This is a genomic window from Bosea sp. PAMC 26642, assembly GCF_001562255.1.
Taxonomy (GTDB): domain Bacteria; phylum Pseudomonadota; class Alphaproteobacteria; order Rhizobiales; family Beijerinckiaceae; genus Allobosea.
Map to the genome: position 1 here is coordinate 545598 of NZ_CP014301.1, position 16298 is coordinate 561895.

The following is a 16298-nucleotide window of genomic DNA, read 5'->3' on the forward strand; positions in this document are numbered from 1 at the left end:
AACGCGACCGAACTAAGGACTGCTGCGGCGTACCGGCACTCAACCACGCAGCGCCACGAGCTTATCCGCATGGCATATTTGCGTGATGCCAGCAATCAGGCTTCGTCCTCGCGATACCCGCCGGCGAGATGGCGGCCTCTTTCGGTCAGCGTCGATAGAACCCGTTCGAAAACCTTCAGCTCGTCGGGCGAGATGCCCTCGATCCAGCGCTGCTGGAACGCGAGCGCCAGCGGCACGATCTGCGCATAGATACGGGTCCCGGCTTGCGTGAGGGTGACGAAGGATTCGCGCCGATCCTGCCGGTTCTCGGCGCGCGCAACCAGCCCGCGCTTCTCCAATTCGCCGACCGCTCGCGAGACCTTGGTCTTCTGCATCTGGGCGAGATCGCCGATGTCGCGTGCCGTCAGCTTGCCGAATTCACCGAGCTGCGCGACGACGCGCCATTGCGGAATGTCGATGCCGAAATGCTCCGCATAGATCCGCCCGAGCGCCCGGCTGGCGAAGAAGCCGACGACGTTGAGCCTGTATGGCAGGAACTGCTCGAGCCGCAGCTGCGCCTGAGCCTGGGGCGGCTCGCGGTCCGGCTGGAGCTTTTTTTGCGACATGGGTTTCACTTGCAGGCGGGTTTGGATGACCTCGCGGTCGCCCAAACCCGGAGAGCCAGTCGCCGGACGCCGTCGCCGGACTCGCCGACTGCGGGTGATGCGATGGTCGCGACCAGACTCAGCGCGACCGCAGCCGGTTCATGAACGAATCGTAGGACAGCTCCGCCACCTGCCACCAGAGCAGGTTCTCGCCGCGGAAGGCGACCATCGAATCGTAGCCGGCCTTGAATTCGGGGCTCTTGGCCGAGGTCTCAGCGTAATATTCTTCCGCCGCCTTAAGCGCCGCTTCCATGATCGGCATCGGGAATGCCTTGAGCTGCGCGCCCTGCGCGACCAGTCGGCGCAGCCCGCCGGGGTTCACGGCGTCGTATTTCGCCAGCATCCAGTTGTTGGCCGCCTCGCAGGCGTGCTGGACGATGGCCTGATAGTGCTTGGGCAGCTTGTTCCACTGCTCCTGGTTGATGACGAGGTGCAGCATAGCGCCGCCCTCCCACCAGCCGGGGTAGTAGTAGTATTTCGCCACGCGCACGAAGCCGAGCTTCTCGTCGTCATAGGGGCCGACGAACTCGGCCGCGTCGATCGTACCGCGCTCCAGCGCCGGATAGACGTCGCCGCCGGCGATCTGCGTCGGCACCACGCCGAGCTTGGCCAGCACCGCCCCGCCCATGCCGCCGATCCGGAATTTCAGCCCCTTGAGGTCGTCGAGCCCGGTCAATTCCTTGCGGAAGAAGCCGCCCATCTGGCAGCCGGAATTGCCGCAGGGGATCGAATAGGCGTTGAACTTGGCCAGCGCCGCATTGACGATCTGCTCGCCGCCGCCGAAATACCACCATGAATGCTGCTGGCGCGCATTGAGCCCGAACGGGATGCCGGTTCCCAGCCCGAGCGTCGGATCCTTGCCGATATAGAAATAGGTCGGCGTATGCGCGCATTCGACCGTGCCAGAGGTCACCGCGTCGAGCGCCTGCAGGCCGGGCACGATCTCACCGGCCGAGAAGGTCTGAACCTGGAACTTGCCGTCCGTCGCGTCGGACATGAACTTCGCGAACTGTTGGGCGGTGCCGTAGATCGTGTCGAGCGACTTCGGGAAGCTCGACGTCAGGCGCCATTTCACCTCCGGCATCGACTGTGCGATGGCGGGCATTGCCACCGGAGTCGCAGCGGCGGCAAGAGCCCCTGTTTTCAAAAACTCGCGGCGTTTCATAAGGTCGTCTCCCAAAAGTTTGTTGCGCTCTTATTGGCGCGTCCCGGGAGGAATGAAAAGACATGAAACTCGCCTCGCTCAAGCACGGACGGGATGGCCGTCTCGTCGTCGTCTCGAAGGATCTCACCCGCGCCACCGACGCCTTCCCGGTCGTGCCGACGCTGCAGGCCGCGCTCGACGATTGGGACCGGAATGCTCCGCGTCTGGCCGATCTGTCGGAAAGCCTGGAGCACGGCTTCGTGCCGTCCTTCCGCTTCCACGAGCATGACTGCGCGGCGCCGCTGCCGCGGGCGTATCAATGGCTCGATGGCTCCGCTTACGTGAACCATGTCGATCTGGTTCGGAAGGCGCGGGGCGCGCAGATGCCCGAGAGCTTCTTGACCGATCCGCTGATGTACCAGGGCGGCTCCGATTCCTGCCTGGGTCCGCGCGAGCCGATCCATGCCCGCAGCGAGGAGCATGGCATCGATTTCGAAGGCGAGATCGCGGTGGTGACGGGTGACGTCCCGCTCGGCCTCACTGCAGAGGCGGCGCATGGCCATATCCGTCTCGTGATGCTGGCAAACGATGTCAGCTTGCGGAATCTGATTGCGAGCGAACTGGCGAAAGGCTTTGGTTTCGTTCAGTCAAAGCCGCCGACGGCGTTCTCGCCGGTCGCGGTCACGCTCGACGAACTGGGCGATGCCTGGGCCGGCGGCAAACTGCGCCTGCCCCTGCTCGCCCTGCTGAATGGCAAGCCGTTCGGCAGGCCCGATGCCGGCGTCGACATGACCTTCGATTTCGGCACACTGATCGCCCATGCGGCCAGGACGCGGCCCCTGTCGGCCGGCACGATCATCGGCTCCGGCACCGTTTCCAACCGGGATGCCGGCGGCGGTCCGGGCCGGCCGCTGGCAGCGGGCGGAGCAGGCTATGCCTGCATCGCCGAGCAGCGAATGGTCGAAACGATCATCGACGGTTCAGCTTCGACACCGTACCTGCGCTATGGCGATACGATTCGCCTCGAGATGAAGGACGCCGCCGGACACTCTATCTTCGGCGCCATAGAACAGGACGTCCTGCCCCATGCAGAGCCCACAGCCAGCTGACAAGCCCGGCCTCGCCGCCAGTGCCGGTCTCGGCGGGAACCCCGTCTCCTTCGACGAGATCGACGACGGCATCTACGCCTACATCGCCGATGGCTGCTCGAACACCGGTGTCGTCGTCGGCGACGACAGCGTGCTGGTGTTCGATGCGCAGGCGACGCCGAAGATGGCGCAGGCCGTGATCGACCGCGTGCGGTCCGTCACGGACAAGCCCATCCACCATCTCGTGCTGTCGCACTACCACGCCGTGCGCGCGCTGGGCGCGCCGGCCTATGGTGCACGCCAGATCGTCTGTTCGGACGAGGCGCGCGACCTGATCCTGGAGCGTGGCGAGCAGGAAAGGGCAAACGAGATCGCGCGCCATCCGCATCTGTTCCGGGGCGCGGAAACGATCCTGCCCGATCTGACCTGGCCGACCACGACCTTCTCGGAGGACTGCTCGATCTGGCTCGGGCGCCGCGAGGTGCGCCTGATCAGGCTGGGGCGCGGCCACACCACCGGCGACATCATCGCCTTGATCCCGGACTGCTCGATCTCGTTCGTCGGCGATCTTGTCGAACATGGGGCCGCGCCCTATTGCGGCGACGCCCATTTCGAGGACTGGCCGGCGACGCTCGATGATCTCTCCCAGATCGGTTCGGTCGCGATGCTGCCGGGCCGAGGCGCGGCGTTGATCGGCCCGTCCGCCGTCTCGGATGCGATCGCCGCGACGCGGGCCTTTCTCAGGGATCTTTACGAGGCCGTGGGCGCGAAAGCGGAAGGTGTCCACTCCTTTCGCGAAACCTTCGAGCATGTTCACGCTACGCTGAAACCGGCCTATGGCGATTTGGCCGATTTCGACCGCTATCTGCCGTTCAGCGTCAGCCGCGCTTATGACGAGGTCGGCGGGCTCGACCGTCCCCGGATCTGGACCGACGAGCGCGACCGGCAGATGTGGGCGCAGCTGCGGGGGTAGTGCGGAGCGTCGTTGCTGTTCCGTAGAGGCTTGGCGTCGGCGGGCGAGGCGCGCTAAGCCTTGAACGAACCATCGGCCGCCGCGAGACCCGAGAGCATCATGATCGAATCCGTGCCGTTCTATCCCGACACCATTCCGCTCGCCTTCTTCGTATGGGGGCCGGTGCTGGTCATGTTGCTGTTCTGGCTGGTCGGGGCCTGGGCCAGTCGCCAGCGCGTGGCGCGGCTGCTCGAAAACGACTGGAACGGCTTCAATGCCGCCGACATCGAAAAACTGTTCTCCGCCTATGGCGAGGAGCGGCGGGCGCGCTATCGCAACCGCGTTCTGCCGGCCGACATGGCCTGCGCCTTCACCTATGCGATCGTCGGCGCCGTCACCGTCGCCGGCCTTTCGATGCGGGGCTATCCCTGGTGGGTGGCGGCGCTCTGCGGCGGCGGCTGGCTCTTCGGCGGCCTTTGCGACGTTGTCGAGAACCTCGCCATCGCGCGCCTGCTGGACAAATACCCGACGATCGTGCCGGGCGATGTCGCCATGGCGTCGGGCTTCACGCGGCTGAAGCTGGTGCTGTTCACCGCCGGAATCGTCGGCGCGCTCGCCGCAGTCTATCTCGCCTTCCGGCCGATCGCGATCCCGGTCTGATCGTTGCGCCAGCGCACCTGCGACAGCCGCAGGAAGGCGCAGGGAAAATCGGGCAGGCCCATCATGGCGGACGGCCGATCCGCCTCGCGTACAAAGCCGAGCCGTCCGGCGAGCTTCAGCGAGGCCGTGTTGAGCGGGTGAGTGAAGATCACGATTTCCGCAAGCCCGAGGGCCTCGAAGGCATGTGCCAGCAGGCGGCTGGCGGCTTCAACCGCATAGCCACGCCCCCAATGCCGCATCTCGAAGCGGTAGCTCAGTTCGACCCGCCCAAGCGCCGGACCGTCCGCGATCAGCCCGACATAGCCGATAAGATCGTCGTCCTGCCCACGCCGACTGACGGACCAGTAGCCGAGCCCCTGCGCGACATAGGTGAAGCTGCGCTTGGCTAGCCCCTCGACCTGCATGAAGGGGTCGTCGGTCGGCGCGATGAAGCGCATCACCTCCGGGTCGGAATTCATCGCCGCGATGCGTACGAGATCGCCTTGGTTGCGAGGACGCAGCACAAGGCGTTCCGTCGCCAGTTCAGGCTGTATGCCAGGCTGCATCGTGAAGGCTTGTTTGCTTTCGAGTTCTTGATGGCGTCATGCGTTCGTCACCGCGGCTCTGGCATGGCCGTATCGGCCATCCCATATCGCCCGAGTCCATATCGCTGCGGCCACTGCGCAGGCCAATATGTCAGGAGAATGAAATGCTGCCGTTCCGCCGTTCCGCTCTTGCCCTGCTCGGCGTCGTGCTTGGCCTTGCGGCTGCCGCGCCCGCCGTCGCGCAGGAGGATCTGATCCTGCGCAAATCGACTGTCTGGAAGATGCTGACGCCCGACGACAGGCTCGCGATCTACGGCGTCGATGACCCGGTCGTCGAGGGTGTCGCCTGCCATTACACCGTGCCTGAAAAGGGCGGCGTCGCCGGCATGTTCGGCCTGGCCGAGGAACTGTCGGACATCTCGCTTGCCTGCCGCCAGATCGGCCCGATCAGGTTCAAGGAGAAGTCCGAGCAGGGCGACGTCGTCTTCCGCGAGCGCCGCTCGCTGATCTGGAAGAAGATGCAGATCGTGCGCGGCTGCGACGCCAAGCGCAACGTGCTGATCTACATGGTCTATACCGACAAGCTGATCGACGGCTCGCCGAAGAACTCCACCTCCAGCGTCCCGATCATGCCCTGGGGCGGAACGGCCGAGCCGGCCAGATGCGGGGAATGGGTGAAGTAAGAAGAGTAGGCTGACGACGTCTCAACCGCCGCAGGTGATCACCAGCGGCGTCTCGACCTCGGCGGTCAATGTCGCCTTCGCCAGCGTCCCGGTAAAATCCTCCCGGGTGGCGAGACCGAAACTGGTCGACTTGGCGAAGCCTTGCGCCTCGCAATAAGCATTGGCGACGATCTCGCCGCATTCGGATTTCGAAGAGATGCAGTCGGCGACGCCGTAGCCGTCGCTGGCCGGGATCACGAAGGTGCGCTGCTCGTTGGCGGCGGCGACGGTGCGGGTCGTCGGCAGGATCGAGAGCGAAATGCCGGCACCGACGATTCCGAAAAGGCCAACCAGAGCGATGGCGCGGCGCATGAGAAACATTCCTGGAAAGCGTTGAGACGGGCGGACAACCCGCGAGGCGCGAGCATGGTTCCGGACCGTTAAAATTGTCTGAATGAGCAGGTCGGGCCGCTGTGCCCCGCCGTCGCGGCGGGGCGCCCTCTTGACGCAAAGCCCGCTTGCAGGCAAGCAGAATGTCATGACCGGAGCCGCCGCCCTGATTTGTCGGATTTGCCGCTAGCATTCGCTGGCCGGCTGCTCACGTCCTCGTCTCCGAAAAGACCTGACACGAAGCGCCCCGGCCAGCGGCCAGGATACGCTTTTCGTTTTTCAGGACCGTCGCGATGTCTTCCCAACTCAGGCTCTACAACACGCTGACCCGGACGAAGGAGCCCTTCGCTCCGATCGACCCCGACAACGTCCGCATGTATGTCTGCGGCCCGACGGTCTATGACTACGCCCATATCGGCAATGCGAGGCCGGTCATCGTCTTCGACGTGCTCTACCGGCTGCTCCGGCATCTCTATGGCGAAAGCCATGTCACCTACGCCCGCAACCTCACCGACGTCGACGACAAGATCAACGCCCGCGCCGCCCGCGACTTTCCGAGCCTGCCGCTGAACCAGGCGATCGGCAAGGTTACGGCCGCCACCACGGCGCAGTTCCATGCCGATATCGCCGCACTCGGCAACCTGCCGCCGGACGAGGAGCCGCGCGCCACCAACCATATCGAGGAGATGAAGGCGATCATCGAGCGCCTGATCGCGCGTGGCGTCGCCTATGTCGCCGAGGAGCATGTGCTATTCCATGTGCCGGCCGTCGCGCATCTGCGCAACGCGCCGAAATACGGCTCGCTCGCCCGCCGTCCGCTCGACGAGATGATCGCCGGCGCACGGGTGGATGTGGCGCCCTACAAGCGCGACCCGATGGATTTCGTCCTCTGGAAGCCGAGCCGCGACGGGATCGATCCCGGCTGGTCCTCGCCCGCCGGCATCGCCACGCCCGGCCGCCCCGGCTGGCATATCGAATGCTCGGCCATGTCGATGGCGAAGCTGCTCGAACCCTTCGGCGGCGGGCTCTCCTGCGACGATCCCGCCAAGAACGTCTTCGACATCCATGGCGGCGGCATCGACCTCGTCTTTCCGCACCACGAGAACGAGATCGCCCAATCCTGCTGCGCCTTCGGGGGGCCGGATGGCAGCGGACGCATGGCGAACTACTGGATGCACAACGGCTTCCTGCAGGTCGAAGGCGAAAAAATGTCGAAAAGCCTCGGCAACTTCGTCACGATCAACGAACTGCTGGAGACGGAGACGTTCGGCGGGCGGAAATGGCCCGGCGAGGTGCTGCGGCTTGCGATGCTGAAGACGCATTATCGCCAGCCGATCGATTGGACGGTGAAAGCGCTGGAGGAGGCGGAGGCCACCCTGAGGAGTTGGCAGCCTCTGGTTCGCAATATCTCGAACCATCCGGCAGAGGCTCCGCGCAATGTTAACGACGAAGTCGTGAAGGCGCTGCTCGACGATCTCAACACCGCCAAAGCAATGGCTGCGCTTCACTCATTAGCTCGCATCGCTAAAAACGGAGATGGCAAAGCGGCTTCGTCGCTCGCTGCGACGGTCGATTTCTTAGGGTTCCGACGCCACGCTTGGGACGCCGACGATCAGGCGCTGACGTTCAAAATGGTGACTGACGATGCCTATGAAACAAGGATCAGGGAGCTGATCGAAGCCCGCGAAAATGCCCGCCGCACCAAAAACTTCGCCGAATCCGACCGCATCCGCGACGAACTCGCCGCCATGGGCATCGCGCTCAAGGACGGTAAGGACCCCGCCACCGGCGAGCCGACCACGACCTGGGAGGTCAAGCGATGATGTCCCCGGCCTCCCGCGAACCCATCATCATCGCCGATGCCGGCCCCGTCCTGCGGCTGGCGGCGGCGGGTCTCTTGCCCATGCTCGCCCGCCTCAACCGCCGGATCGTCCTCGTCGATCGCATCGAGGACGAACTCGTCGGCGACGAGACCAAACCCTACGCCGGCGAGATCGCGCAATGGATCGCCGGCGAGGGCGATGCCCTGTTGCGTGTCTCCACGATCATCGGCGAAGGCATTGCCTCGCTGAAGGCGCGCGCGCGCACGCCCGAGGAGGATGCGCGGCTGAAATCCGGCCTGCGCAACTCCGGCGAACTGGCTCTGCGCGAATTCGTCGATCTCTGGCGGCCCGACACGGTTTCTTCAGCCGTCGTGCTCTATGAGGACCGCAAGGTGCCAAGCCTCTTTCTCGAGGTCGACTACCCGGTCACGCTGATGACGACGCGCGCCTTCGTGCGCACCGTCGCGTCCTGGGGCGTCAATCTCGATGCGCCGGCCGCCCTCGAGGCGGTTGCCGCGATCTACGATCTCAAGCCCGCCATGGTCGGCGAGATCGATCCCGAAACGCCCGTCGATCTCCGGCGGCTTCCCAAGACGCTGGACGACACGCCATGACCCCCAAAATCCGCCCCGCCGGCTCCCTCTCCGTCGCGATCAAGCTCGTCATGCTGGCCATGGTCGTGCCGCGCGTGCTGCGCTTCAAACTGCGACGCAAGCCGTGACCGCCCAGCGCATTCACCTTCTGGACACTACGCTGCGCGACGGCGCGCAGACCACCGGGGTCGATTTCTCGCTCGACGACAAGCGCGCCGTCGCCGCCATGCTCGACAGGCTCGGCATCGACTATGTCGAGGGCGGCTATCCCGGCGCCAACCCGCTCGACACGGCGTTCTTTGCGCAAAAGCCGACAAAGCAGGCGAAGTTCGCCGCTTTCGGCATGACCAAGCGGGCAGGGCGCTCGGCCGCCAACGATCCCGGCATCGCAGCGTTGCTGGACGCGAAAGCCGACGCCATCGTCTTCGTCGCCAAGACCTGGGACTACCATGTCCATGTCGCGCTCGAGATCCCGCTCGAAGACAACCTCGCCGGCATCCGCGAAAGCGTCGCCGCCGCAAAGGCTGCCGGCCGCGAGGTCATGCTCGATTGCGAGCATTTCTTCGACGGGTACAAGGCCAACCCGGCTTACGCGCTGGACTGCGCCCGGACCGCCCATGAGGCCGGCGCACGCTGGGTCGTGCTCTGCGACACCAATGGCGGCACGCTCCCGGGCGAAATCTCGGCCATCGTCGCCGAGGTCGCAAAGGTCATCCCCGGCGAGAATCTCGGCATCCACGCCCATGACGATTGCGGCTGCGCCGTCGCCAATTCGCTGGTCGCGATCGAGGCCGGCGCGCGCCAGATCCAGGGCACGCTGAACGGGCTCGGCGAGCGCTGCGGCAACGCCAATCTCGTCACGCTGATCGGCACGCTGAAGCTCAAGGAGCGCTACAAGGACCGCTACGTCACCGGCGTCGACGACAGGCAGCTCGGCGAACTCACCCATGTCTCGCGCGCGCTCGACGAGATGTTGAACCGTGCGCCCAACCGCCACGCGCCCTTCGTCGGCGCCTCGGCCTTCGCGACCAAGGCCGGCATCCACGCCTCGGCCGTGCTGAAGGACCCGCGCACCTACGAGCATGTCCCGCCCGAGGCGACCGGCAACCTGCGAAAAGTCCTGATATCCGATCAGGGCGGCAAGTCGAACCTCAGCGCCGAGCTGGAGCGCATCGGCGTCACGCTGGGCCGTGACGACCCGCGGCTCGGCCGCCTGCTCGAAGAGGTCAAGGAGAAGGAGGCGCAGGGCTATGCCTTCGAGGGCGCCGATGCGTCCTTTTTCCTGCTCGCCAAGCGCATCCTGGGCGAGGTCCCTGCCTATTTCGAGGTCGAGCGCTTCAAGGTGAATGTCGAGCGCCGCTACAACGCAATCGGCGAACTTGTCACCTTCTCGGAGGCGATCGTGAAGGTGAAAGTCGGCGACGAGGTCCTGATTTCCGCCGCCGAGGGCGCCGCCGGCCCGGTCAATGCGCTGGATGTCGCGCTGCGAAAGGATCTCGGCCGCTACCAGTCGCTGATCGAGGGGCTGCGGCTGGTCGACTACAAGGTCCGCATCTTCCAGGGCGGCACCGACGCCGTCACCCGCGTCCTGATCGAATCCGCCGACGAGACGGGCGAGCGCTGGACCACGGTAGGCGTCAGCGCCAACATCATCGACGCCTCGTTTCAGGCGCTGGTCGACTCGATCACCTACAAGCTGGTCCGCGAGGGCGCGACGGCGTGAGAACTTTTCCTTCTCCCCTTGCGGGAGAAGGTGGCGCGCAGCGCCGGATGAGGGGTCGCGCTGCCCCAAATCGTCACAGTTGAAGTCGAACGGTGCATTGGCGTAGCGCGACCCCTCATCCGTCAGCGCTTCGCGCTGCCACCTTCTCCCGCAAGGGGAGAAGGGAACAAGCCCTCACTCCGTCAGCCGGATCACCCTGTCCCGGCACAAATCCATGCTCTCGCTGTCGCTCTCGGCGTCGTCGCTGAAACGCGCCAGCACGTAGTAGCTGCAACCGTCCGGCCTGGTCAGCTTGATCGCCGCGCTCTTGCCCGGTGCCAGCGGCTTGGCGAGCTTCCCGATCAGGCGGGGCTGCTCGCCGGTGGTGGCGATCTCGAAGGTCGTCAGCGGCGCGGCCCGCATGTTGGTGATGGTGATCTGGGCCGGCGGCTTGGCTCTTTGGGCCATGGCAGGTCCGGCCACGAGGATGGACGCAGTCCAGGCGGCAATCGTTGCGGCAGTCATAAGACGTTGAATTGTCGACATTGTCTCATCCCCATGGGCCAGCTTTTCGAAGTTCTCGGGATGATTTGACACCCCGCTTGAGACGAGAACAAGGCGCCTTCCGCGCTATCGCCGGCTCGCAGCGCCTGCACATGCATTCGCGAGCGAATGCGCCTATATCGGCAGCCCAACTGGAATCGTTTGAAAATGTCCCCGCCTGCCGCGCCCCATCCGGCGCCGATCGTTCCGCACTCCTTCGCGCTGCAGCCCGGCTCCGGTTTCGTCGCGACCTTCCGCGCGCTTTGGCCCTATCTCTGGCCGGCCGACCGGGCCGATCTTCGCAAGCGGGTCGTACTCGCCTTCATCCTGCTGGTGATGGGCCGCATCGTGCTGATGGGCGTGCCCTTCGCCTTCAAATGGACGACCGATGCGCTCGCCAATACGCCCTCCAGCATGGAGCGCTGGCTGCCGTGGCTCGTCGGCGCGCCGCTGGCGCTGACGGTGATCTACGGCCTGGCCCGCGTCGGGTCGGCGGCCTTTATCCAGCTGCGCGACGCGCTGTTCGCGCCGGTCTTCATGCATGCGGTAAGGACATTGGCGCTGCAGACCTTCGGCCACCTGCATCACCTCTCGCTGCGCTTCCATCTCGAACGCAAGACCGGCGGCCTGACCCGAGTCCTGGAGCGTGGCCGCAACGGCATCGAGGAGATGGTCCGGCTCGGCCTCAACCAGCTCGTGCCGGTCATCGTCGAGGTCACGCTGATCGTCGCCGTGCTGCTGGTGATGTTCGACTGGGTGTATGTCGTCGTGCTGGTCGTCATGGTGACGACCTATATGGCCTACACCATCAAGGCGACCGAGTGGCGCATTGCCATCCGCGGCGCCATGAACGAATCCGACACCGACGCCAATTCCAAGGCGATCGATTCGCTGCTCAACTACGAGACGGTGAAGTATTTCGGCGCTGAGGCCCGCGAGACCGCCCGGTACGATGTTTCGATGCTGCGCTACGAGCGCAATTCGGTGAAGGCCTACACCTCGCTTGCCTGGCTGAACTTCGGCCAGGCGGCGATCTTCGCGGCAGGGCTGACCCTGTCGATGGCGATGGCGGTGCAGGGCTTTCGCGCCGGCACACATACGGTCGGCGATTTCGTGCTGATCAACGCCATGCTGATCCAGCTCTACCAGCCGCTGAATTTCATGGGCACCGTCTATCGCGAGATCAAGCAGGCGACGCTCGACATCGGCGAGATGTTCAACCTGATCGGCCGAGATCCCGAAATCCAGGACAAGCCCGGTTCGCTGCCCTTGCGGGTCGATGCCGGCGAGGTCGTCTTCGAGGACGTGCACTTCGCCTATGTCCCGGAGCGGCCGATCCTGAAAGGTATCTCATTCACCGTGCCGCCGGGCAGGACGATCGCCATCGTCGGGCCCTCGGGTGCAGGCAAATCGACGATCTCGCGCCTGCTCTTCCGCTTCTACGAACCGGGTTCCGGACGCATCCTGATTGACGGCCAGCCCATCGCCGATGTCCAGCAGGTCAGCTTGCGCGCTGCGATCGGCATGGTTCCGCAGGATACGGTGCTGTTCAACGACACGATCGAATACAACATCCGCTATGGCCGGCCTGAGGCGTCGGAGGCCGAGGTCGAGGAGGCGGCGCGGCTCGCCCAGATCGACCGCTTCATCAAATCCCTGCCGGAGGGCTACGCCACCTCGGTCGGCGAGCGCGGCCTCAAGCTGTCGGGCGGCGAGAAGCAGCGCGTCGCCATCGCCCGCACCATCCTCAAGGGCCCGCCCGTGCTGGTGCTCGACGAGGCGACCTCGGCGCTCGATTCCTTCACCGAGAAGGAGATCCAGGACGCGCTCGACCGGGTCAGCGAGGGCCGCACGACGTTGGTGATCGCGCACAGGCTCTCAACCGTGATCAACGCCGATGAGATCATCGTCCTCGACAAGGGCCTGATCGCCGAGCGCGGCAGTCATCCGCAGTTGCTGGCGGCCAATGGTGTCTACGCGGCCCTCTGGAATCGCCAGCGCCAGGTCGATGAGGCCAAGGCAACGCTCCAGCGCGCCACGCAGGAAGAGGAGCCGAGCGTGCGGGTCAGCCTGACGTAACAGGGCAGGCGCCTTCCTTTATAATCGCTCGCATTTTCGGCACCGTTCCTGCATCTTCGGCCGTGCCGGATGCGTTGCGGCGGCGAGGTGAAGCGGGGGCTTTTTCCATGTTCGATCCGACGACATTCGTAGGCTTTCACACCTGGCTGAGCCTGATCGCTATCGTCGCGGGCTTTCCCATGGCGGCCGGCTTGCTCAAGGGCCACACGGTTCCGAACTGGACCGGCATCTTCCTCGCCACCGCCTTTGCCACCAGCGCGACAGGCTTCGGTTTCCCCTTCAATGGCGTTCTGCCCTCGCACATCATCGGCGCGATCTCGCTCGTGCTTGTCGCGATTGCGGGTTACGGTCTCTATGGCCGGGGCCTCGCCGGCGGCTGGCGGCGCGCCTATGCGATCACGGCCATGCTCACTTTCTATCTGCTCGTCTTTGTTCTGGTCGCGCAGCTCTTCTCCAAGGTGCCGTTCCTGCGCGCCATGGCGCCGACCCAGTCGGAGCCGCCCTTTGCCATCGCCGAAGGGCTCGTACTGGTCATTTTCGCGGCCTGGACCTGGCTGGCAACCCGGCGCTTCGCCGGGACAGGCTTTCGCCCGTCGGACAGCGCCGTTTCCCGCGTCAGCGCGTCGCGATGAAGAACAGGCGCGGGAAGGGCAGCAGCACGCTGCCGTCGGGCAGGGCAGGGTAGGCCTGCGCGATTGCCGTCGTATAGCGCTCCAGAAAGCCGGCTCGCTGCGCGTCGTCCAGCGGATCAAGGAAGGGACGCAGGCCTGCGCCTCTGAACCATTCCACGATCGCCTCCGGGCCTCCCGCCAAATGATGGAAATAGGTCGTGCGCCAGATGTCGGTCTCGGCGGCGACGCTGCTCAGGATGCGGAAATACCACTCCGCAGGCTGGCGCGTGCCGCGCGCGTTCGCGGCATTGGCAAGCGCTCCAGCCCATGGACCGTCGGCCGCGATCTCGCGCATCAGCACATGGGCCGGCTCGTCGAGATTGTCGGGCATCTGGACGGCCAGGCTTCCGCCCGCGCGGAGCTTCGTCATCAACGCCGGCAGCAAGGCCTCGTGATCGGGCACCCATTGCAGCGCCGCGTTGGAGAGGATCACGTCGAACGGGCCGGCATTTGCCCAGTTCGCGATATCGGCGACCTCGAAGGCGACATCCGGCAGGCGCTTGCGGGCCGCCGTGATCATGTCGGCGGACGAATCCATGCCCGAGATTTCGGCCTGCGGAAACCGCCCGCGCAGCAGTTCGGTCGAATTGCCCGGCCCGCAGCCGATATCGGCCGCGCGGCTGACCGCGCTCGTCTGGATACGGGCGAGCAGGTCCATCACCGGCCGGTTCCGCTCGGCCTCGAACTTGCTGTATTGCGTGGCGGACCAGGTCATCGGCATCTCCGGGGCGGCGTCGAACAAGTGCCCGCCTCGGCGCGGAGCATAGGGATGCCGGAGTTGAGGTTCCAGCCCTGGGGTGCGTCGTACTTCCCCTGCCGCCCATAACCTCCTAAACCACCGCCCAAGCCCTGCGCCCGACAGCCGCGCAGAGCACCATCACATTCGCGCCTGTTGGCGCTAAAGCCGCAATCGGAACCCCACCCTATGTCGCTCGTCGATTCCGTCCGCAAGGTGATCGTGCCCATCCACAAGGAGGGCTATGTCTTCATCGCCATCGGGCTCGTGGCCTCGCTCGTGCTCGGGCATCTCTGGACGCCGTTCGGCTGGATCGGCGCGATCATCACGCTCTGGATCTGCTATTTCTTCCGTGATCCGGTCCGCATCACCCCGCAGCGCGAGGGGCTGGTGATCTCGCCGGCCGATGGCCGCGTCAGCCAGATCGCCCTGGCCCTGCCGCCGCCGGAACTCAACCTCCCGGCCGAGCCGATGACGCGCATCTCGATTTTCATGAACGTCTTCGACTGCCATGTGAACCGCGCGCCCGTCTCGGGCCGGATCGTCAAGATGGCCTATACGCCGGGCTTGTTCCTCAACGCCGAGCTCGACAAGGCCAGCGACGACAACGAGCGCAACGCGCTGGCGATTGAAACCACGGCCGGCATCGTCGGCGTCGTCCAGATTGCGGGCCTGATCGCGCGCCGCATCGTGCCCTTCGTCAAGGAGGGCGAGGCGATCGCGACCGGCGAGCGCTTCGGCCTGATCCGCTTCGGCTCCCGCGTCGACGTCTACCTGCCGGTCAGCGTGATCCCGTTGGTGGGCGAGGGCCAGACCGCCATCGCCGGTGAGACGGTGCTGGCCGATTTTTCCGGCAGCGAACTGATTCCGCGGCCGTTCAAAGGGATTTGAGCTTTCAGGAGAAAGCGCGGGGAACCCTCTCCCAAAGGGAGAGGGCAGGGTGAGGGGTCGGACGCTCTCCGGATAGGGCGAATGTCCTGCCGCGCGGTGGGCTTTGCAGTATTCTGGTCGAACGTCCGTCACCTCACCCTGCCCTCTCCTTACAGGAGAGGGGTTCCCCGCGCTTCACGCGGCGACAGTGGCGAGTTCACACCCGCCTAGCCTCCGCCTGAAAAACCGCGTATTCCCGCTCGCATGAGCGACCTGTTTCCCCCTTTCGAGCCCGAGCGCGCCGAATCCAAGCGCGCCCGCTTCAAGCCCATCCCGTTCCGCCTGATCGCGCCCAACGTCGTGACGCTGCTCGCTTTGTGCCTGGGCCTGACCGCGATGCGCCTCGTCGTCGAGGCCAAATTCGAGATGGCCACGATCTGCATCCTGATCGCAGCCGCGCTCGACGGCGTCGACGGGCGCTTGGCGCGTATGCTCAAGGGCACCTCGCGCTTCGGCGCCGAGCTCGATTCGCTGTCGGATTTCGTCAATTTCGGCGTCGCCACCGGCTATGTGCTGTGGATCTTCGTCCTGCACGACCTGAAATCCTTCGGCTGGATCATCGTTCTGACGCTGGCCTGCGCCATGGCGCTCAGGCTCGCGCGCTTCAACGTCATGATCGACGATCCCGACCGGCCCGACTGGCAGAAGAACTTCTTCGTCGGAATGCCTGCGCCGGCCGGTGCCATCACCGCCATGCTGCCGCTCTATCTGCAGTTCATCGGCCTGCCGGTCAGCGAATACGGCGCGCCATTCGTCGGCCTCTACATCCTCTTCATCGCCTTCCTGACGATCTCGCGCATCCCCTGCTATGCCGGCAAGACGCTGGGCACGCGCATCCCGCGCGACCGCGTGCTGCCGATCTTCGTGGCGGTCGTGGTCGTGGCGGGGCTGCTCTTCGCCTATCCGTTCGAGATGCTGGCGCTGGTCGTGGTCGCCTATCTGGCACTGATTCCCGTCAGCGCGGCACGCTACCGCAAGCTCGAACGCGAGCACGCCGCATTGCCGGAAGGCCCTGTCGCCGGGCCGGAGACGCCCGCCGACGTGGTTTGAAGCGACGCGAGCAGGGCGACCACCACCGTCATTCCGGGCAAGCGAAGCGCCGACCCGGAATCCATGCCGGGCCACCACGAGGTTCTGGTCACGCATGGATTCCGGAT

General features: G+C 65.3%; 17 protein-coding genes. 11 read left to right on the top strand and 6 right to left on the bottom strand.

Features of this window, described 5'->3' with window-relative positions:
• Window positions 1-95 precede the first annotated feature (95 nt).
• Window positions 96-605 carry a MarR family winged helix-turn-helix transcriptional regulator gene (locus AXW83_RS02565; protein WP_066610359.1) on the bottom strand — a complete coding sequence of 170 codons (510 nt, stop codon included), beginning with the start codon at window positions 603-605 and terminating at the stop codon, window positions 96-98.
• A 118-nt stretch (window positions 606-723) separates the two neighbouring features.
• Window positions 724-1809, bottom strand: coding sequence for a TRAP transporter substrate-binding protein (locus AXW83_RS02570; protein WP_066610362.1), 1086 nt, complete (start codon window positions 1807-1809; stop codon window positions 724-726).
• A gap of 62 nt (window positions 1810-1871) precedes the next feature.
• Between AXW83_RS02570 and AXW83_RS02575 the strand changes: the two genes are divergently transcribed.
• The 3 genes from AXW83_RS02575 (at window position 1872) to AXW83_RS02585 (ending at window position 4488) form a co-directional block, all read left to right on the top strand.
• Entirely contained in the window at window positions 1872-2897 is a 1026-nt protein-coding gene (locus AXW83_RS02575) for a fumarylacetoacetate hydrolase family protein (protein WP_066610363.1), read from the top strand.
• Window positions 2875-3849 (top strand): MBL fold metallo-hydrolase, encoded by a 975-nt coding sequence (locus tag AXW83_RS02580; protein WP_066610364.1) that lies wholly within the window; start codon window positions 2875-2877, stop codon window positions 3847-3849. Before AXW83_RS02575 ends, AXW83_RS02580 begins: the two co-directional genes overlap by 23 nt.
• Before the next feature lie 99 nt (window positions 3850-3948).
• Complete coding sequence (locus AXW83_RS02585) at window positions 3949-4488, top strand: hypothetical protein (protein ID WP_066610365.1); 540 nt, start codon at window positions 3949-3951, stop codon at window positions 4486-4488.
• Here the strand turns inward: AXW83_RS02585 and AXW83_RS02590 are convergent.
• The gene (locus AXW83_RS02590) at window positions 4452-4991 is read right to left on the bottom strand and encodes a GNAT family N-acetyltransferase (RefSeq protein ID WP_168166048.1); all 540 of its coding nucleotides are present in this window, start codon (window positions 4989-4991) and stop codon (window positions 4452-4454) included. The two genes, AXW83_RS02585 and AXW83_RS02590, sit on opposite strands and share 37 nt — an antisense overlap.
• 185 nt (window positions 4992-5176) lie before the next feature.
• Between AXW83_RS02590 and AXW83_RS02595 the strand changes: the two genes are divergently transcribed.
• Window positions 5177-5695: a CreA family protein gene (locus AXW83_RS02595; protein WP_066610372.1), complete on the top strand. Its 519-nt coding sequence runs from the start codon at window positions 5177-5179 to the stop codon at window positions 5693-5695.
• Window positions 5696-5716: 21 nt separating this feature from the next.
• On the opposite strand, the gene AXW83_RS02600 is transcribed toward AXW83_RS02595, so the two are convergent.
• Window positions 5717-6046: a hypothetical protein gene (locus AXW83_RS02600; RefSeq protein ID WP_066610374.1), complete on the bottom strand. Its 330-nt coding sequence runs from the start codon at window positions 6044-6046 to the stop codon at window positions 5717-5719.
• A 311-nt stretch (window positions 6047-6357) separates the two neighbouring features.
• On the opposite strand from AXW83_RS02600, the gene cysS reads away from it, so the two are divergent.
• The 3 genes from cysS (at window position 6358) to cimA (ending at window position 10203) form a co-directional block, all read left to right on the top strand.
• Window positions 6358-7887 (top strand): cysteine--tRNA ligase, encoded by a 1530-nt coding sequence (gene cysS, locus AXW83_RS02605; RefSeq protein WP_066610376.1) that lies wholly within the window; start codon window positions 6358-6360, stop codon window positions 7885-7887.
• On the top strand, window positions 7884-8501 hold the full coding sequence (locus tag AXW83_RS02610; protein WP_066610378.1) for a hypothetical protein: 618 nt from the start codon (window positions 7884-7886) through the stop codon (window positions 8499-8501). Before cysS ends, AXW83_RS02610 begins: the two co-directional genes overlap by 4 nt.
• Before the next feature lie 103 nt (window positions 8502-8604).
• Window positions 8605-10203: a citramalate synthase gene (cimA, locus tag AXW83_RS02615; RefSeq protein ID WP_066610380.1), complete on the top strand. Its 1599-nt coding sequence runs from the start codon at window positions 8605-8607 to the stop codon at window positions 10201-10203.
• A gap of 174 nt (window positions 10204-10377) precedes the next feature.
• On the opposite strand, the gene AXW83_RS02620 is transcribed toward cimA, so the two are convergent.
• Window positions 10378-10650, bottom strand: coding sequence for a hypothetical protein (locus AXW83_RS02620; RefSeq protein ID WP_156639713.1), 273 nt, complete (start codon window positions 10648-10650; stop codon window positions 10378-10380).
• A gap of 243 nt (window positions 10651-10893) precedes the next feature.
• Here AXW83_RS02620 and AXW83_RS02625 point away from each other — a divergent pair, with 243 nt between their 5' ends.
• Together AXW83_RS02625 and AXW83_RS02630 are read left to right on the top strand one after the other, a co-directional pair.
• Window positions 10894-12804, top strand: a complete 1911-nt coding sequence (locus tag AXW83_RS02625; protein ID WP_082766906.1) for an ABCB family ABC transporter ATP-binding protein/permease — start codon at window positions 10894-10896, stop codon at window positions 12802-12804.
• A 107-nt stretch (window positions 12805-12911) separates the two neighbouring features.
• A complete protein-coding gene (locus AXW83_RS02630; RefSeq protein ID WP_066610384.1) occupies window positions 12912-13436 on the top strand; it encodes a hypothetical protein in 525 nt (174 codons plus the stop codon).
• Here AXW83_RS02630 and tam read toward each other — a convergent pair.
• Entirely contained in the window at window positions 13420-14190 is a 771-nt protein-coding gene (tam, locus tag AXW83_RS02635; RefSeq protein WP_066619708.1) for a trans-aconitate 2-methyltransferase, read from the bottom strand. The two genes, AXW83_RS02630 and tam, sit on opposite strands and share 17 nt — an antisense overlap.
• Before the next feature lie 210 nt (window positions 14191-14400).
• On the opposite strand from tam, the gene AXW83_RS02640 reads away from it, so the two are divergent.
• A complete protein-coding gene (locus AXW83_RS02640) occupies window positions 14401-15102 on the top strand; it encodes a phosphatidylserine decarboxylase (RefSeq protein ID WP_066610386.1) in 702 nt (233 codons plus the stop codon).
• A gap of 243 nt (window positions 15103-15345) precedes the next feature.
• Window positions 15346-16191, top strand: coding sequence for a CDP-alcohol phosphatidyltransferase family protein (locus tag AXW83_RS02645; protein ID WP_066610389.1), 846 nt, complete (start codon window positions 15346-15348; stop codon window positions 16189-16191).
• The last annotated feature ends 107 nt before the right edge of the window (window positions 16192-16298 follow it).

Excerpts from the sequence above, each read along its gene's own strand:
- AXW83_RS02565 (WP_066610359.1), bottom strand. The coding sequence starts at position 605 with ATGTCGCAAAAAAAGCTCCAGCCGGACCGCGAGCCGCCCCAGGCTCAG.
- AXW83_RS02570 (WP_066610362.1), bottom strand. The coding sequence starts at position 1,809 with ATGAAACGCCGCGAGTTTTTGAAAACAGGGGCTCTTGCCGCCGCTGCG.
- AXW83_RS02575 (WP_066610363.1), top strand. The coding sequence starts at position 1,872 with ATGAAACTCGCCTCGCTCAAGCACGGACGGGATGGCCGTCTCGTCGTC.
- AXW83_RS02580 (WP_066610364.1), top strand. The coding sequence starts at position 2,875 with ATGCAGAGCCCACAGCCAGCTGACAAGCCCGGCCTCGCCGCCAGTGCC.
- AXW83_RS02585 (WP_066610365.1), top strand. The coding sequence starts at position 3,949 with ATGATCGAATCCGTGCCGTTCTATCCCGACACCATTCCGCTCGCCTTC.
- AXW83_RS02595 (WP_066610372.1), top strand. The coding sequence starts at position 5,177 with ATGCTGCCGTTCCGCCGTTCCGCTCTTGCCCTGCTCGGCGTCGTGCTT.
- AXW83_RS02600 (WP_066610374.1), bottom strand. The coding sequence starts at position 6,046 with ATGCGCCGCGCCATCGCTCTGGTTGGCCTTTTCGGAATCGTCGGTGCC.
- cysS (WP_066610376.1), top strand. The coding sequence starts at position 6,358 with ATGTCTTCCCAACTCAGGCTCTACAACACGCTGACCCGGACGAAGGAG.
- AXW83_RS02610 (WP_066610378.1), top strand. The coding sequence starts at position 7,884 with ATGATGTCCCCGGCCTCCCGCGAACCCATCATCATCGCCGATGCCGGC.
- AXW83_RS02620 (WP_156639713.1), bottom strand. The coding sequence starts at position 10,650 with ATGGCCCAAAGAGCCAAGCCGCCGGCCCAGATCACCATCACCAACATG.
- AXW83_RS02625 (WP_082766906.1), top strand. The coding sequence starts at position 10,894 with ATGTCCCCGCCTGCCGCGCCCCATCCGGCGCCGATCGTTCCGCACTCC.
- AXW83_RS02630 (WP_066610384.1), top strand. The coding sequence starts at position 12,912 with ATGTTCGATCCGACGACATTCGTAGGCTTTCACACCTGGCTGAGCCTG.
- tam (WP_066619708.1), bottom strand. The coding sequence starts at position 14,190 with ATGACCTGGTCCGCCACGCAATACAGCAAGTTCGAGGCCGAGCGGAAC.
- AXW83_RS02640 (WP_066610386.1), top strand. The coding sequence starts at position 14,401 with ATGTCGCTCGTCGATTCCGTCCGCAAGGTGATCGTGCCCATCCACAAG.
- AXW83_RS02645 (WP_066610389.1), top strand. The coding sequence starts at position 15,346 with ATGAGCGACCTGTTTCCCCCTTTCGAGCCCGAGCGCGCCGAATCCAAG.